Source organism: Photobacterium gaetbulicola, from assembly GCF_003025515.1.
Classification (GTDB): domain Bacteria; phylum Pseudomonadota; class Gammaproteobacteria; order Enterobacterales; family Vibrionaceae; genus Photobacterium; species Photobacterium gaetbulicola.
The window spans coordinates 199,374-217,020 of sequence record NZ_PYME01000007.1; the positions used below are offsets into that span (position 1 = coordinate 199,374).

Sequence of the window (17,647 nt, forward strand, 5' to 3'; positions counted from 1 at the left end):
TAATACACCGTATTTTTATTTATTATCGAGAGATATAAAATCCCCACTACTTTCTAGGTGGGGATTATCAACATCACATTGGGAGGAACTTAGTCCCGAATGTTTTTCTCGTTTTAGCCGTTGGCAAAGTGCTGCAGAGGTATACGCTCAGCCAGTAGCTTGATGTAGAGGCGGTGACCAATGATACCGCCTACCAAACCGGCTATCGCAGCGGCAACAGTGGCCATCAGCAAAGTATGAGGCTCGTTAAAGGCGATGGACGCCAATAGGCCAGGAATGGGGGCGGCACTACCGGGGGCATCATTGATGATACCGAAGTAGGCGGCGATGACCCCGGCCAAGGCTCCACCAATAAAGTTGGACATAAAGATAGGAACCGGGTTTCTGGTCACGATGTGGGCCTGGGTAAGCGGCTCCAGCATCACGCTGATGGTGTTGCTCGACTTGCCCAGTTTGAGCGAGTGGAAAATATAACCATTGGTGAACGAGCCACCGACGCAGGCAATGGCCGCAATCCCCATCGGTAATCCCGTTAGCCCCAGCATCGCAGTCAATGCCATCGAGCTCAGCGGTGACGTGCACACCATTTTAATCAGGCCTCCGAGCAAGAAGCCCATAGCAATAGGCGATAGCAACGTGGCTTCGGTGATCATGCTGGCCAGAGTGCCCATCAAAACTTCCAGCCCCGGGCTGATAAAAATGCCGACCAAGCGGGCTAATGGTGCCAGCGTGAGTACCCCTAGGATCACATCCACCCCTTCAGGCAAATACTTCTTGAACAGCGGGGTGGCAAAAGAGAACAGATAGCCGACGATGAATCCTTCTAGAATGCCGAGGTTAGCCATCGCAAGACCCGTAACGATGGCATAGACCGGTTGCACCCCCATGCGAAGCATGACCAGTGTTGCCGCGGCTATCCCGCCCATTGCGCCAACCATATTGCCAAACTCAGCAAGATAGCCGATTCCAAGCAGGTTACCCATGACGTATTTATGAATAGCTTCAACCAGAAAAGTGGCGATAGCGGCATCGGCAAGCCCACTCATTGCGGCACTGCCGTTTGGAGCCTTGAAACTAAACAGCGAAAAAAGGCACAGCGCGCCGAGCAGGGCGACGACACCCATTAAGATTTCCATAATCATTCCTTGTCATTTAGTACTGTTAATGGAGAGGGGGAATAGAAATCAATAGGGGCTCCCGGATCGGGAATTGAAAGCAATTGGTGGTGCTTGGGAGGGGGAAAAAACTTGCTGAACAGACTGTTAGCAAAAATTTGAAATCAGGGATGAGTACCTGATAGGGGGAGCAGTCGAATAATATGCTTCATGAGCGGTTCTCGGTGGTCGCATTGACTTGACAAAACAGTAGCATATGGAGCTGGTTGGTTTGGTGAGCAACATCATGTTCTTCTGGTTATCGCGAAATAACCAGGTGTTTTCTCCTGTTGGGCTCTGTTTGGTGGTGGACAATCATGAAGTTGGCTTAGGCCGCATAATTCAATGAAATATTTCTGGCATACACGTGACTGGTGTGGTACTTTTCAGCGCAATCTCAGGACGACATTTCTGAGGCACACTGTACTAAGCGGTATTCAGGCTGATTGCCTCTTGGTACGCCGTAGGTACTAACCTGATTAGGGTTAGTAGAAGGGCATTGATAGCGCAGTCCTGTAACAGCAATGCAGGCGCATATTGAAGGAACCCAACTGTGAATAATTTTACTCTTACTACTCTAATCAGCTTTGTCTTACCCAATTGCAGTATTATTACTGAGCCTTGATCTTTCCGATCACATTCACTGGTTTTTAACTTTCTGATCACATGCTGTCATTTTGACTGGCGTTGAGGCGAATTTTGTCTTGGTAATCAGTTGGTTTTCGGTCACGCCGAGAGCGCAAGCAATCGGTAGTTTATAGTCAATGCATCTTTGCTAGATGCAGCTACACCGAACCTTGAAATTTTCTCCAGTTCACATCAATCACACCACCATTACTTGGGGGTGTTTTTAGTGCTGAACAAAAATTGTTTCTGAGTCTTGTATCAATGGAGAAGGCGACAAGGGGTGTGGTGTTTCAAATGGAAAAGAACATGAGTAATGTGTTTGACCTTGATGAGCTAAAACTCGCTTCAAATGTACCTGTTGTACATGATGTTTATGATTTAACACCTGATGAGTTGCTGCTTAGTCAAGAGCATTATGAATCCGAAGTGCGATCGTATCCACGTCGTTTACCTCTGGCTATTGCCAAGGCTTCTGGTGCGCTGGTCGAAGACAGCCGTGGCCAATTGTTTCTGGACTGCCTCGCCGGTGCCGGTACGTTGGCGATGGGGTATAACCACCCTGAAATTAACCAGGCAATTGTTGACCAGTTGCAAGCTGGCCTGCCATACCAGACATTGGATATCACTACGCCAGTTAAAGACAAATTCATCAAGGAGCTTATGAGCTTCTTGCCTGATGAGTTTGCCAAGAATGCGCGTATTCAGTTCTGTGGCCCATCTGGCGCTGATGCTGTTGAAGCAGCAATCAAGCTTGCCAAGCAAACCACAGGCCGTAACACCATGGCAGCTTTCCACGGTGCTTACCATGGTATGACAAACGGCACCATGGCCATGATGGGTAACCTTAATACCAAAGCCCGTCGTCAAGGCCTGATGGCTGATGTTCATTTCCTACCTTTCCCATACAGCCTGCGCTGCCCGTTTGGCATGCACGGTGAAGAAGGGGCCAAGCAGACGCTTCGCTACATCGAACGTATGCTAAATGATGACGAGAGTGGCGTGCAGAAGCCGGCGGCAATCATTGTTGAGCCGGTTCAAGGTGAAGGTGGTGTGATCCCTGCGCCAGCATTCTGGCTGCGTGAGCTTCGCCGTATTACCCAAGAGCACGGCATCCTGCTGATCTTTGATGAGATCCAGTGCGGTATTGGTAAGACTGGCTCGAATTTTGCGTTTGAAGAGTCAGGCATTACCCCTGACATTTTGTGCCTGTCCAAAGCGGTAGGCGGCGGTTTGCCAATGTCGGTGCTTATCTTTGATAAGTCTATCGATACTTGGAAGCCAGGCGAGCATACGGGAACATTCCGTGGTAACCAGTTGGCGATGGCAACGGGTGCAAAGGCACTTGAAATTATCCGTCGTGATAACCTGGTCGAGCACGCGAAGAAAGCAGGCCAATACTTGCGTGAAGGTCTGGAGCGTATTGCTCAGTACACTGACTGTATTGCCGAAGTTCGCGGCAAGGGTTTGATGCTGGGTATCGAGATCTGTAAGCCAGATGGTTCTAAGAACAAATTTGGCGAGCCGGAAGCGGCACCAGAACTGACTATCGCGATTCAGCGTGCGGCGCTAGAGCGTGGCCTGATCATCGAAAAAGGCGGTCGCCAGGGCTCTGTGCTACGTTTCCTACCGCCGTTGATCATCTCGTATGAGCAGCTTGATTTTGCCCTTGATGCTTTGAGCAAAGCCATCATTGCAACAGCAGGTCCTGCCAAGGTGAAAGAGCCTGTGGCGAGCGAAGCGGCCGATTGGCGTAACCACTTCATCCACACCGGCAAAGGCGGTGCGGACAAGTTCGAAGCGGCGCTGAACCAAACGACACAAGTACTGAAGGGGGTTTTTGAGAATACTGACACCCCATATTCAGGCATGGATCCCCAGCAGCTGAAAACCCTGATCAACAACATTGATCTGGACAACCAGCAAATGCCATTGGATTTGGTGATCGAGCAAACCGGTGAGCTGATTGCCAAGAACTCTATCATGGTTCAGCATCCGCACTGTATCGCGCACCTGCATACACCGCCGCTGCTACCGGCTGTTGCGGCTGAAGCCTTTATTGCCGCCCTGAACCAGTCGATGGATTCTTGGGATCAGGCAAGTGCAGCCACTTTTGTTGAGCAGAAGGTCGTTGACTGGCTATGCGAGCTGTACCAGTTGGGCACCCAAGCTGACGGTGTGTTCACCAGTGGCGGCACCCAGTCCAACCTAATGGGCTTGCTGTTGGCACGCGATTGGGCGGCTGACACGATTTCTGGCCATAACATCCAGAAACAGGGGCTACCTGATTACGCAGGCAAGCTTCGTATCCTGTGTTCGAAGAAATCGCATTTCACCGTACAGAAGTCCGCGTCGCTAATGGGGCTGGGTGAGAATGCCGTGGTGACGGTTGATACTAATCCTGACGGTACCATCAAGCTCGCTTCTCTGGTCAATACCATCGAAACGCTGAAAAACGACGGGCTGCTGCCGTTTGCCATGGTGGGTACCGCGGGTACGACTGACCACGGTGCGATTGACGACCTAAACGGCATGGCCGATGTGGCCCAGCAACACAACCTATGGTTGCACGTTGATGGTGCTTACGGCGGTGCGCTGATCTTGAGCCGTCACAAGACGCGTCTGTGCGGCATTGAGAAGGCCGACTCGGTAAGTGTCGACTTCCACAAACTGTTCTATCAGCCAATCAGCTGCGGAGCGGTACTGATCAAAGACAAAGAAAACTTCAAGTACCTGCTTCACCATGCAGATTACCTGAACCGCGAAGATGATCTGCTGCCGAACCTGGTCGACAAGTCGATTGCGACGACCAAGCGTTTCGACGCCTTGAAGGTGTTGATGACGATGCAGTGTGTCAGTCCTCAGGCATTGGGTGCCATGTATGATCACCTGCTCAACCAGACGCAGCAGGTTGCAGACATGATTAACCAGTCGGCAGAATTTGAACTGTTGGCTGATCCGGCTCTATCAACGGTGTTGTTCCGCTACATCGGTAACAATGAAGCGTCGGCGCTAGATGGAATTAACAAACAACTACGCATTGATGCTCTTGTTGAAGGCAAGGCTGTACTGGGTGAAACCGTGGTGGATGGCAAAGTTGCCCTCAAGTTCACGATTTTGAACCCATGTCTGACTCTGTCTGACTTTGAATCATTACTAACAGAAATCAACCAGGTAGCAGCACAAGCTGAACGTAAACTTGGTTAAGTAACTGGTACGGCACAGTTGGTGAGTCAGCTGTGCCGGAACACTCACTCATTTAATTATGGAATAAAGAAGAAATGGCAATTCTACAGATTGGTGCTGGTGGTGTTGGCTGGGTAGTTGCACATAAAGCGGCTCAGAATAACGATGTTCTAGGTGATATTACAATCGCCTCTCGCACGGTTGGTAAGTGTGAGAAAATCATTGAGTCGATCAAGAAAAAGAACAACTTGAAAGACCCATCCAAGAAGCTAGAAGCACGTGCTGTGAATGCAGATGACGTTGACGCGCTAGTAGCACTAATCAAAGAAGTTCAGCCTGATCTTGTGATCAATGCTGGTCCTCCATGGGTAAACATGGCCATCATGGAAGCATGTTACCAGGCAAAAGTTTCTTACCTAGACACATCTGTAGCGGTAGATCTATGTTCTGAAGGCCAGCAAGTACCAGAAGCGTACGATTGGCAGTGGGGTTACCGCGAGAAGTTCGAACAAGCGGGCATCACCGGTATCCTAGGTGCTGGTTTCGATCCAGGCGTAGTGTCTGTATTTGCAGCGTACGCGGTTAAGCACCTGTTCGACGAAATTGACACCATTGACGTAATGGACGTTAATGCGGGCGATCACGGCAAGAAGTTTGCCACCAACTTCGACCCAGAAACTAACATGCTGGAAATCCAGGGTGACTCTTTCTACTGGGAAAACGAAGAGTGGAAACAAGTACCTTGTCACTCACGTATGCTTGAGTTTGACTTCCCACTCGTGGGCACTCACAAAGTTTACTCAATGGCGCATGATGAAGTTCGCTCGATGAAAGAATTCATCCCAGCTAAGCGCATCGAATTCTGGATGGGCTTCGGTGACAAGTACCTGAACTACTTCAACTGCATGCGCGATATCGGCCTACTGAGCCCGGATCCGCTAACACTGCACGACGGTACTGTGGTTCAGCCTCTTCACGTACTCAAAGCACTACTGCCAGACCCAACCTCTCTAGCGCCGGGCTACACAGGTAAAACCTGTATCGGTACTTGGGTGCAGGGTAAGAAAGACGGTAAAGAACGTTCTGTCTTTATCTACAACAATGCTGATCACGAAGTGGCCTACGAAGATGTTGAGCACCAAGCGATCTCTTACACCACCGGTGTACCGGCGATCACTGCAGCACTTCAGTACTTCCGTGGCAAGTGGGCAGACAAAGGCGTGTTCAACATGGAGCAGCTAGACCCAGATCCGTTCCTAGAAACCATGCCAGAAATCGGTCTAGATTGGCATGTTCAGGAGCTAGAGGTCGGTCAGCCTGACATCAAAATCCTGAAATAAGGCCCTGAGCTGGTTGTTTCTCTCCACGGCGGTGTCGGAAGTACTCATTTATGTTTATAAACTCCGTGCTTCCTCCTAGCCCTGAAGAGAATCACCGGCGCTCAGAACCGTATTTGGAAAAGTAATATCAGAAGGGAGCAGCGACTGCTCCCTTCTTAGTGCGATTGATTAGGTTTGGATACGTAGATTGGTTGTTGCTTGGGATATTTATTTGCTTTGTCCTGTCTGAACGCAGTGAGTTACTAAGCAGAGAAATATCTCAAGCAACTATCAGGCAGACAAACCTGAACGCGGAACAGAACAATGACATTTAATAAAGAAGAATTGAAAACACCTTACTTCATGATCAATGAAGATAAGCTGATTGCCAACTTGGAAAAAGCCAAGCTGCTCAAAGAGCTTTCAGGTGTAAAACTGGTATTGGCCCTGAAGTGCTTCTCGACTTGGGGCGTGTTCGACATCATCAAGCCATACCTTGACGGTTCAACCAGTAGCGGCCCGTTTGAAGTGAAATTGGGCTACGAAACCTTCGGTGGTGAAACCCATGCATACAGCGTTGGTTACAGCGAAGATGACGTACGTGAAGTGGCAGACATCTGCGACAAGATGATCTTTAACTCACAAAGCCAGCTAGCCGCTTACCGCCACATCGTCGAAGGCAAAGCGTCATTGGGCCTTCGCCTGAACCCAGGTGTGAGCTACGCAGGCCAAGATCTGGCAAACCCAGCTCGTCAATTCTCCCGATTAGGCGTACAGGCTGATCACATCAAACCAGAAGTCTTTGACGATATTGATGGTGTGATGTTCCACATGAACTGTGAGAACAAAGACGTAGATGCGTTTATTGGCCTTTTGGACTCAATCTCAGAGCAGTTTGGCGAATACCTTAATAAGCTTGATTGGGTAAGCATGGGCGGCGGCGTATTCTTTACCTGGCCGGGCTATGATATCGAGAAGCTAGGACTTGCGCTAAAAGCATTCTCTGAGAAACACGGTGTGCAAATGTACCTTGAGCCGGGTGAAGCGATCATCACTAAAACTACCGACCTTGTGGTGACAGTGGTAGACATCGTCGAAAACGTGAAGAAGACCGCTATCGTTGATTCGGCCACCGAAGCCCACCGTTTGGATACCCTTATCTACGACGAGCCAGCCTCGGTGTTTGAAGCGTCTGACAACGGCGAGCACGAATACGTGATCGGTTCTTGTTCATGCCTGGCCGGCGATCAGTTCTGTGTCGCTAACTTTGACCAGCCGCTAGAGACTGGCCAGAAGCTTCACATCATGGATAGCGCGGGCTACACCATGGTGAAATTGAACTGGTTCAATGGTCTGAAGATGCCGTCTATCTACTGCGAGCGCAGCAACGGCGATATCCAAATGCTAAACGAGTTTGGCTACGACGACTTCAAGCGTTCGTTGTCGCAGTGGTCGGTATCGTGATATAGAAACGCCGTCCGGTTAGGCCGCGGAGAGGTTATAGGGGATCTAAGTCAGGCTTAGATCCCTTTTTTATTGATAACGGGTGGGAAATCCCCCTTATGAAAAAGCGGTCAGCGCTAAGACGCTGATGTCCATATCAGAATCAGTAGAATTATTGCTGACACACCTTTGCCCTATTTCTTGCTAGGGATGCCAATTCGCTGATTTCAACTTGCTGAATAATTTTCAGCCTATTCGGGTAATAAAGGTTTGCTCGTCATCCACAAAAGCCACAAAGCCGCCGTGATAGATAAACACCCGACCACGCCCCTCAACTAGGCAGGCAAGCTGTGGGTTCAAATCTTCTTCGTTATCCTGGCTTTGAAAAGTGCCAGTATCGGTGATTACGCCGCTGAGTGTAGGCAAATATCCATAAGTGCGCTTGGCTTGGTCAATCAGGTTCAATTCGCTGGCGGTAGAGAAGCAAGAGGGAATCGCACCGGCTTCTTCGATAAATATCGTTTTCAGTTCTTCAAAAGCTGTAATCACCAGCCAGTCGATGCCGTTAACATGATGGATAAACATAAGAGTTTCTCGGTAATTCTGATGCGGAGATCTTATCACTATCAGGGGAGGGCGTAGTAGAGATTTAGTTGCTAAAGGCGGTAATTCTGTTCCATTTCCAGATATTTACTAGGCTAACTTGAAACACGTTTTTCCCCATTACGTGTTTAGAACGCAGTAAACCCTCATAAGAATAATTTGGTCAACAGCCTGTTGACTAAATTCAGGACAACTCATTGATGAAGAAAGCTGTTTCGCAATTGTCCAACAGGCTGGTCTACAAATTCCACAGCCCAATTTTGCAAGAGGTTCTTGCAAAAACGAGTCAACGCATTTCTGCCCATCTTCGAGTCAGCATATTGTCGGCAAGCATCTACTGCTCATTTCTATGCGTATAATATTTAGTAATCACACAATTACTCATGGCATACTGATTTAAATGTTCTGGATAGTCATATTACTCATAATCGCGATATGCGTTTTCCTGCCGGGTCTGTGAGTCAAGCATGTGATGGATAAGTACAGACAGCCGGCTGATCGCTACCGCAAGCAGGGAAGCGGTGGTGAACTTGCTCGCCACCTGCTGGACAGCTTCGGCTTGGGTAACGTCGAGGTAGAGGAGACTTCTGCCGGTGATCACTATGACCCGGTCGCTAAGGCTGTGCGTCTGACGCCGGACAACTACTCAGGGTACTCGCTGACGGCAGTGACTGTGGCCACCCATGAAGTGGGGCATGCCATTCAGGATTCACGTGGAGAGTCCTTGTTCCTGGCGCGGCAGAAGCTCGTAAAGACTGCCATGGTCGGCGAGCGTATTGCCGGCATGATGCTAGTGGCTGCTCCGCTTATCCTAATGCTAACCCGCATGCCGCAAGCGGGAGCGATAACGATAATGATTGGTATTGTTTCAATGGCACTTAGTACAATGGTGCACCTGCTGACTCTTCCGGTTGAGTTCGATGCCAGTTATGGCAAAGCTCTGCCGATCCTGCAGAAAGGCGGCTACCTGCATGATGGTGATCTGGAGCATGCGGAGAAAATTCTCAAGGCGGCGGCGCTGACCTATGTCGCTGCCTCGCTGACCAGCTTGTTAAACTTGGGGCGATGGGTCGCGGTGCTCCGTCGCTAATGGCTGCTTGATGCCAGAGGTCTAGCGAGTGCTATGTTATTGACCAGGCGTTGTATCAACTCGGCGCCTGAGTTATCCCTTCCATACAGCCGTTTATCACCAACCCTGACTTTGTCTACCGGATACAAGCAGGATATACCACAGACTCCGGTGAATTATGGCGCGCATAAAACCTTTTATGGCGGTTTGAGCTGAAGGCTCAACGGCACTAACCGCCGGTTGAGATATGGCCACTGATCCAAGCGCCAAAATATCAACACGGAATTGCCCCATAGTAAGCTATGGGTGGCATTGAAGCTGATTTCAAACCTAGTAATTTGACATACTTTTTCTTATCTAACCGTGTGGCCAATTTTGTTAATCCACTACAATACGATCTTTACGAACAACAGAAGATTTTTTCAACTTGTAATTTCAGTTAATCGATGTGCCGATTACTTACCTTTCAGTAAAGTTCAAAATGAATGCAGTCTGTTTGTTTTCGGCTTGAATATCCCGCTCCAGAAGCTTCGAAAACGCCATACGCTGTTGAAAAGTGTGATAGGCTAACTTGATTAAAATATTGTTTTAATTAATATAGTGCTCAAATTGACTTGGTTGACAATAAACTCATATATGGACTTTCACTGAGTAGCCCATATTTCCCCCTCCCTATGAAAAAACAACAGATTGTCGATAGCGGCATCAACACTTTGCTTGGGGCTCAGTCTGAGTTGCAAGCGCAGCTTCTTGAAAAGGCTATTTCCGGATTTGGTGATCAGCTCGCCCAGTCTATCACCCGCGCCGACGGTCAGATATCCCAACAAGCACTTGGGGTTCAACAAGGCTTTTTGGCCGAGGCATACCATACCGCCTCTTACAACATCGATGCCATCGCCAAAGGTCAGCCGCAGTTTCGGGCGGATATGGACAGCTTATCCGCCATCGATCCGGTGACCGATGTGCAGATCACTGCACCGGATGGCAGCACCGCGAAGTTCCAAATGAAGTTCTACAAGGACGCCAAAGCGACTGCCAAGTCGTTTGCGCCGGAACGTTATGCGGAAAATAACGTTGCTAAAGTTGCGCCCCAAGAGCAATTGAGTGGGGTCAAAGGGGAAGCCCATAAACAAGCGCTGCGTAATCAGGAGATCCGCCCGGAGGTTGCCAAGAACTATCGTCACACTGCCGACAATGCCACCGATCGCATTGCCCATCCGGATCGCCCTAACATCAGCTCTAAGCCTATTAATCGCAAAGGGCAAGGGGGCACCGAAGATCTGACTAAGCAGATCCGCAAAGGTGAAAAGCCCAAATATCAGCACGCGCAAGAGGCCTACAACACCCAACAGTGGCGGCAGTACGGCAACGCCGCCAAGTACGGCGCCATCGGTGGCGCAGTCAGCAGCACCGCCGCCGAGCTGATAAAGGTGATGCGCTCGGACAAACCCTTAACTCAGCAAGAGTGCGAAGCGATTGCTGGGCGGATTTTGCTCGGCAGTGCCAAAGGGGCGGGCCAAGCGCTACTGACCACAGCGGTTCAGCATGCGGGCAAAGAGATGGTCCGCGCTGGCAGCAAAGGGGTTGCGCAAAGCGTTGGCAGTCAGCTGGCAAAAGGCAATGTCGCGGCGAACGTAGCGCTGATGACGGTGTCACTAGGGCAAGAGCTGTTCCGCTACAGCCAAGGGGAGATCGACGGCGTTGAGCTGGCGGAGAACACCCTAACCAGTGCCACCGGGCTAGCGGCATCCGCCGGTGGTTATGCCTTAGGTACTTTTGCCGCTGGCCAGATGGGGGCCTTGGTGCCCGCGGCGGTGGCCAAGTTTTCGGTGGCGGGCACCACCCTTGGCGCCATGGGGCCAGTTGGCCTCGGTATCGCCGCTGGCATCGTTACCTCGTTGGTGGTCAGCGCTTACAGTGGCCACTTCAAACAGCAAGGCCAGAAGATCGCCTTTGATGAGATCGCCGCGGCATCGAAACTGCTGCAGGGCGGTGAAATCTCATTGGGGACTTACGCCGGTAACGTCGCTCAGATGTCGGAGTTTAAGTTCCGCTGGAGCGACATCTTGCCATTGAGCGGTACCTTTTCGGTCTTTGGCGAGTACAAGGCTCGTAAGCAGCAATTGCAGCACCTGCAGGCTGACATCAGCCAGCGCAGGACAAGCTTAGACGCCCAAGAGGAGCAGCTGGCCTATCAAATGTTGGCACAATACCAGCAGCAACTGAGTGAGATAGAGCTGCAGTTTGTTGAGCAGCGTCAAGCGGTGCATCAGCAGGCTGGTGAGCAGCTGGCGACATTGCGAAACCAGCTCGATAGCCATCTTGAAACTCAGTTTGCCCTGCAGCAAGCCAGCTTCAGTCGCCATTTTGATCAGCTTGGCCAGCAAAGCTTAAAGCAGCAGCGACTGCAGCAACAGCAAGCCCGTTTGGCCAGTTACACCTCCGAAATCAATGAGCTGCGCTTGCAGTTGCAGCAGTTCCGCGACTTAGAACCGAAGCTGAAACTGTCGATGCAGCAGGTGTTGGCGCAACGGGTTGAACACGCCTTGCCAGCCACCACACCATTTGATCAAGCCGAGCAGTTTATGCAGGAGTCGCTGCGTGCTTAAGTTCATTACTCACTACTTTGCTAAGCGCCGTTTGGCGGAGCATCAACAACAGACCCAAAATGCCATTGCCGCCTACGAACAAGAGAAAGCGGCGGTGGAGTTTCGCCTTAATGAAAAGCAGAGCGAGCTGACCGACAAGCTGAAACAGGAGGTCGAACGGCAACAATCGCAACTGCAGGATGAGATCGACCAGCTAAATCGAATCTGCCAAACCGCGGTAGAGATGCAACCGACCTTGGCACAGCTACAGCAGCAGATGTTAGCCGCGGTCGAGTTGTGGTTTCAGCGCCAACATCTGGATCAACAGCGCCGCACCAAAAACAGCGAAATCGCCCTGTGCAGCCATGAGATTAGCTACTACCAAGAGTGCTTAGATGGCTTTAACGTGGCCAGTGAATCCCAGCAATATGGCCAATGGCGCCAGCTGCGAGAACAGTTGGCACTCACCATCGACAGCCCCCATTTGGATAAGGCCAGTAAGCAGGTTGAACAGTGGCGCAAAGAGCAGTCGGAGGAAGTGGTACGACAGCGAGCCCGAATCACCTCTGCCAAGCATCAAGCGATTACTCTGAAGCAGCAACTGCTGACCGAGTTACAGCCGATTAAAGCGGAATTGAATCAAGTGGGCGAACTGATGCGTGAGCAGCGTCAGTTGCTGCGTCAGGCGTACTTTGATGCCAGCCAGCTGTGGCGTCGCATCGAGCAAGAGGTGATGAATCGCCCACCATCCTTTACCGATCTTAAAGCCGAAGGGCGAGCATTGGTACAGTTGAAACAAGAGCTGTATGACGACAAGTCTGAGTACTCAGAGCAGCTTCAGCTTTACAAAACTCGGATCAATCAAGCCCATAACTTGGAAGAGTACGACAACCTCGATCATTACAAATCTCAGCGAGGCTACTACTTCAACCGAATTAAGGAGACTGGGGAAAGGATCGACGAGGTTAAAGAGCAGCATCAACAAGTTCGCAAGCTGACTCAGCAGAAAGTGGCACTAAAAGAGCTGATTGGTCAGTTTCACCCCAACAACCCGGCCGATCGGCTGTTCGATCTGTTGCATGAATTGATGCCCGATGACGATGACAAACTGTATCGCCAAGCCATTGGCATCAGCACCCGTTACAACAAGCCGTTGTTGCCAGCGCGAGGAGGTCAACATGACTGAGCAGTCGGTTACCGAAGTTCGCTTTCACTGGAAGCGGTTTGTGGCCACGCCAGAGGCGCAAGCGATCCTGTTGGCGGTTGGCTTCGGCTACCAAACGCGATTGCAGTTGCTGCAGGCCTTGCCGATGTTTCAGCAAAGCCGGTTACAGCATGGCTTACAGGCGCTGTTAGGCGCCGACATGGTGACGATAAGCGGGCAACAGTTGCTGCTGTGCGACGACATTGAGGTACTGCAAAAGCTCACTTCAAGCCCGCAGCCATTGACTTTGCCAATGGCGCAAGTGTCGCTGACCTGGGAAGACAAAGTGGCGCTGTTACAGCGTTTAGGGGTGCAAAACCCCGGCCGAGCATTGAGTGCCATTAGCATCGCTGCTAAAACCGTGGAAGTTGAGTAATGACCAGTACCACTCTAAGCCATCAAGACTCACTGGCGTTTCTGCGTCATTTGCAAGATTGGATGGATTACCTCTGTCGCTTGTTGGATCGCTGCGACGACAGCCAAGAGCGAATCAAATATCAGCGCCAGTTGCGTTGGTTGTTGGGCTTCTTTGAGGGCACTAACCTATCGATAAAGCACAACTTGTTGATTAATAAGTTGTACTTAGGTGAAACGGCGATTGACGACAGTGCGAAAATTACGCCGCTGGAGCCGATCCAAGCTTGCTACCAGCAACGCGGTCATGCGTTTGAGTTGATTGAAAAAGCCCGCAGCGCCGAAACCCTGTTTTTGATTCAAGGGCCACCGGGAACCGGTAAGACCACCGCCATTTGCGAGTTGGTACTGCAAACCTTAAAGGCCAATCCTCAGGCGCGTATTTTGATCGCCTCGGAAACCCACGTCGCGGTGGATAACGCATTGGATCGGATCTGCGCCGAAGTCGACCCAGAGCTGGTTCAGCGGATCTATCGCCATTCGGCCTATGCCGAAGGCAGCCAACTGCAAAGCCCGCAAGCGGCCAGTACCGAGCTGCTGGAGAAGGCCAACGACGTTTGGACCAAAGCCTATTTGGCGGCACCGGAGTTGACCGAAGCGCTGTGGCAGCGATTTGCCAATGACAACGGTCGACCACCCAACTGGCTGGCGAAGAATCTGGCCGATGATCAGCAGCTTGTTGGGGTTACCTGCAATCAGATTGAGCACTTGATTGATGGCCTTTCGAAACCCTATGACTTGGCGATTGTGGATGAGTGTTCCAAGGCGACGTTGCCGGAATGGCTGATGGCGGTCTCGGTTGCCGCAAAGGCGGTGTTAGTAGGCGATCACAAGCAGCTACCGCCCACCTTTTGCCAAGCAGAGAGTGATGCGCTGGCAGAGCTGACCAAGCAGCAAGAAACCTTGATTCGTGATGGGGTGATTGACCGCCTGTTTGAGCATGCCCCGCAGTCAATGAAAGGCACCTTAACGACCCAGTATCGGATGCAGCCTAACATTGGCCAGTTTATCTCTGAGGCGTTCTACCAAGGGCAGCTGCACCACGGGCGTTCACAATCAGTTCGGCCAGAGCACAATTTTGGTTGGTTAGGCTATCCGCGTCAGGCGCTGTGCCCAGAGCCGCAGCTACCGCAGGAACAACGTGTGCTGCACAACCCGCAAGAAGTGGCGGTGATTGAACAGGCGCTTGCGCAGTTAGCCAAGGTAAGCCAACAGCCGCGTTCAGTGGCGGTGATCACCCCCTATCGGGCGCAAGCGCGAGCGCTGCGTAAGATGGTCAGTCAGTTGGATTGCGGCGCGCTGGCGATTGAAGTCGATACGGTTGATGCCTTCCAAGGGCGTCAGGCGGATGTGGTGTTCTTCAGTTTTGTGCGCAATAACGGCTCAGCGCAGTTTTATGGTGACAGTCGCCGCATCAATGTGGCGTTGTCACGGGCCAAAGATCATGTCTATTTAGTTGGTGATCAAAACTATCTACGGCAACAGCGTCGCTATCCGGTGTTACAACAATTGTTGAAACTCCCTGTGTGGAGTTGAAGTAATTGGCAAAAGCTGGCTGTAGTGGATGACTGATTTTGGTCAATCAGAGGATTTGTAATACTTCAGATAATCCGTTAAATGCTAATTTAGTTAAGGCTGTAGCTCACATTTGTCCAGCGACGTGTTACAGCTAAAGGGCGTAACAGCGATTTCAGCCAACACTGATTATTTTAGAGTCGATAACACATAAATCTATTCGCCTGAATAGAGATACATATAAATCTTCTATCAGCATAAATCTGACAGACTCCGCGTCGAAAAGTGGGTAACTGCCAGATCAGGTCTGAATTAGTACAGATTAGTGCACATTACAACTGTAGAGTGATTTCTCTACTTGAGGCTTTGTTCATATCGATAATATGCTCAACACCATCAACAGTCACTTTATACTTACCATAATAGGCGTTGATTACTACATTGCCTTGATTGCTGGTTTTAAGCGTTGTTGGGTGAATCCAGTGTTTATGATAGAAGAAATTGACAAAAGCTGCGCCAGATTTGTAATGAGTGTTGCTATTTTTAAAGTGAGTAGTTCTCTCTTTAAAGCCAACGATAGGCTTTCCGCCTTCAACAGCATACCAATTCCATAGCATGAAACCAGTGTAGTGTTCATTTGCGAATATAACACTTAGCAAATCAGCCATGAACTGAGCGTGCACCTCATCATTGTATACTGGTAAATCGAACTCTGTAATTTCAAACTCTTTGTATTTTGGTAATAAATTTGTAACATCTTCTAGTCTTTGGATTACAGATGGAATACTGTGGAAACCTTGGTAATGCCCTTGTAAGCCGAAAGTTAGCAGGTCTATACCATGAGCTTCTGCTCGGTTAGCTAAATCATTCCAAATAACCGCACGTTTACCAATTTCTTCAGTGTCGCCAAAGTCTTGGTAAAGGTGTCGGAGGAATACGTAATCATTGACTGCCATTTCTGCATTAGGGTTAAGAGTTTTGATGTCATTTAACCAATCGAGTTGAATAGACTTATCAAGTAATCCATCATCTGAGTCATCATTAACGTTCTCACCAAAATAGTCTCTACCATCGGGTAACTCATTAATAACGTCCCATTCATTTACAAAATGAGCTGTCTCATTAATAGCGCCATGAGTTTAATATGAGTTTGTTCACTTAAGTATGCAGAAGCAGCACTGTCACCAGCTTCTGCTTTTAGACGCTCTACCTCATCCCATATTGCACTTGGGGTTGTACTACCTTTTGGCCAATGTACGGCGTGACCTCGTACATGCATACCTGTGTCTATCCAATATTGCCATGTATAATTTAGGTACTCATTCCAGTAGTCATTTGTCATCATTTTCCATTTAAATCCATTAGCCATACCAGCATTGTTAAAAATGCGAGAGTGTATAGCTAACATTTCATCAAACTTAACTAGGTTTCTTTCTGGGACTTGAGATTGCCATAGACTATTATTGATCGCACCTCCGATTTTGAACTCATGTTCAATTTGTTCGACTTTCATTTCTTTGTTCTTTAACACTCTTCCTGAACTGTTCAGTACAGAAATAGTGAAGTCATCCTTACGATTTAACGCAATTTGTTGTTCGGCTGTGTCGCGCCAAGGCGCATCGTGTTCCATTCCTTCATAATATGCATATGTATGAGGAAACTCTTCATAACTGACTGATGAAGTGTAGTTTTTAACTTCTACTCCACCAATAACAAAGCTATTTGCAAAATCCTCCCTAGTTCCCCACTTTATTGAAACTTTACTGTAGTCATTCGAAGTTGGTTTTAGAGGTAGTTGAATTTTATGCCATTTGTTTAAATTAGGTAAAGTCACATGATATTTCATCTTGTAAGAACTAGAACTATCTGGATCTTGAATAGTAACTGGCACGCCATTTTGTGCATTATTAAATGATGTTGGCTTAATATAGAAAGTAATGGCCAATGTATCTCCAGTATCATCAGGGATACTGCCATCAATAGGGTCTGCACTATTACCAAAATGAATATCTAGGGTACAGTTTTTCACAGTACCATCCCATATACGGGCTTGTGTAAACCCAATAGGGTTACCTTCAATATCTAACTCTGATGGATTGATGTCGTCGGTAACTGTACCAAGACAATTACTATTTTTGGAATAAACTCCTACGCTTGATAGCGTGGGTTCACTCAATACATTGAGAATACTCTCATTTGTGAACATCAATGTTGAAGGAAGAGCGTCTAATTGTTCGGGAGTTAGGCGCGCTCGAGATATGCCTACTGCGGGCTCTGGTATTTCGACAGTAGGGCTTTCTGATGGTGGAGTGTTAGTTTTTACGTTTTCCTGTGTATCACAACCAGTTAAAAAAATAGTAGGCAGCAAAAAAGCCACTTTGGAAAGATTGTTGTGCATTATTGTAGTGGCATAGTTAATTTGGCCACCTGATAAGAGGTGATATCATCGCCTCAGAAGTTAACAGGTGACGCAATGACAAAACGCAGTAGAAGAACATTTAGCCCCGAGTTTAAACTTGAAGCCGCGC

General features: G+C 49.2%; 12 protein-coding genes. 8 read left to right on the plus strand and 4 right to left on the minus strand.

Translation table 11 applies throughout. The features are described from left to right. Positions 1-113: 113 nt before the first annotated feature. On the minus strand, positions 114-1,136 hold the full coding sequence (locus tag C9J03_RS08635; RefSeq protein WP_044623000.1) for a PTS sugar transporter subunit IIC: 1,023 nt from the start codon (positions 1,134-1,136) through the stop codon (positions 114-116). Between the two features lie 939 nt (positions 1,137-2,075). Here C9J03_RS08635 and C9J03_RS08640 point away from each other — a divergent pair. The 3 genes from C9J03_RS08640 (at position 2,076) to nspC (ending at position 7,747) form a co-directional block, all read left to right on the plus strand. Next, entirely contained in the window at positions 2,076-4,985 is a 2,910-nt protein-coding gene (locus tag C9J03_RS08640) for a pyridoxal phosphate-dependent class III aminotransferase (protein ID WP_420813000.1), read from the plus strand. Positions 4,986-5,059: 74 nt separating this feature from the next. Then, positions 5,060-6,304 (plus strand): carboxynorspermidine synthase, encoded by a 1,245-nt coding sequence (locus C9J03_RS08645; RefSeq protein WP_044623002.1) that lies wholly within the window; start codon positions 5,060-5,062, stop codon positions 6,302-6,304. Between the two features lie 303 nt (positions 6,305-6,607). After that, positions 6,608-7,747 carry a carboxynorspermidine decarboxylase gene (gene nspC, locus C9J03_RS08650; protein ID WP_044623003.1) on the plus strand — a complete coding sequence of 380 codons (1,140 nt, stop codon included), beginning with the start codon at positions 6,608-6,610 and terminating at the stop codon, positions 7,745-7,747. A gap of 225 nt (positions 7,748-7,972) precedes the next feature. Here the strand turns inward: nspC and C9J03_RS08655 are convergent, their stop codons facing one another. Continuing rightward, on the minus strand, positions 7,973-8,311 hold the full coding sequence (locus C9J03_RS08655; RefSeq protein WP_044623004.1) for a hypothetical protein: 339 nt from the start codon (positions 8,309-8,311) through the stop codon (positions 7,973-7,975). A 490-nt stretch (positions 8,312-8,801) separates the two neighbouring features. Here C9J03_RS08655 and C9J03_RS08660 point away from each other — a divergent pair, with 490 nt between their 5' ends. The 5 genes from C9J03_RS08660 (at position 8,802) to C9J03_RS08680 (ending at position 15,140) form a co-directional block, all read left to right on the plus strand. After that, positions 8,802-9,419, plus strand: coding sequence for a zinc metallopeptidase (locus tag C9J03_RS08660; protein WP_044623005.1), 618 nt, complete (start codon positions 8,802-8,804; stop codon positions 9,417-9,419). A gap of 653 nt (positions 9,420-10,072) precedes the next feature. Beyond that, positions 10,073-12,007: a hypothetical protein gene (locus C9J03_RS08665; protein WP_052829735.1), complete on the plus strand. Its 1,935-nt coding sequence runs from the start codon at positions 10,073-10,075 to the stop codon at positions 12,005-12,007. Beyond that, complete coding sequence (locus C9J03_RS08670) at positions 12,000-13,172, plus strand: coiled-coil domain-containing protein (RefSeq protein ID WP_044623006.1); 1,173 nt, start codon at positions 12,000-12,002, stop codon at positions 13,170-13,172. The genes C9J03_RS08665 and C9J03_RS08670 overlap by 8 nt, the downstream gene beginning before the upstream one ends. Further along, positions 13,165-13,566 carry a hypothetical protein gene (locus C9J03_RS08675; protein WP_044623007.1) on the plus strand — a complete coding sequence of 134 codons (402 nt, stop codon included), beginning with the start codon at positions 13,165-13,167 and terminating at the stop codon, positions 13,564-13,566. Before C9J03_RS08670 ends, C9J03_RS08675 begins: the two co-directional genes overlap by 8 nt. Continuing rightward, positions 13,566-15,140, plus strand: coding sequence for a DEAD/DEAH box helicase (locus tag C9J03_RS08680; RefSeq protein WP_044623008.1), 1,575 nt, complete (start codon positions 13,566-13,568; stop codon positions 15,138-15,140). The genes C9J03_RS08675 and C9J03_RS08680 overlap by 1 nt, the downstream gene beginning before the upstream one ends. A gap of 311 nt (positions 15,141-15,451) precedes the next feature. Here the strand turns inward: C9J03_RS08680 and C9J03_RS08685 are convergent, their stop codons facing one another. Continuing rightward, positions 15,452-16,246, minus strand: coding sequence for an endo-1,4-beta-xylanase (locus tag C9J03_RS08685; protein ID WP_107291689.1), 795 nt, complete (start codon positions 16,244-16,246; stop codon positions 15,452-15,454). Then, complete coding sequence (locus C9J03_RS08690; protein ID WP_044623010.1) at positions 16,222-17,517, minus strand: hypothetical protein; 1,296 nt, start codon at positions 17,515-17,517, stop codon at positions 16,222-16,224. Before C9J03_RS08690 ends, C9J03_RS08685 begins: the two co-directional genes overlap by 25 nt. Between the last annotated feature and the right edge of the window lie 130 nt (positions 17,518-17,647).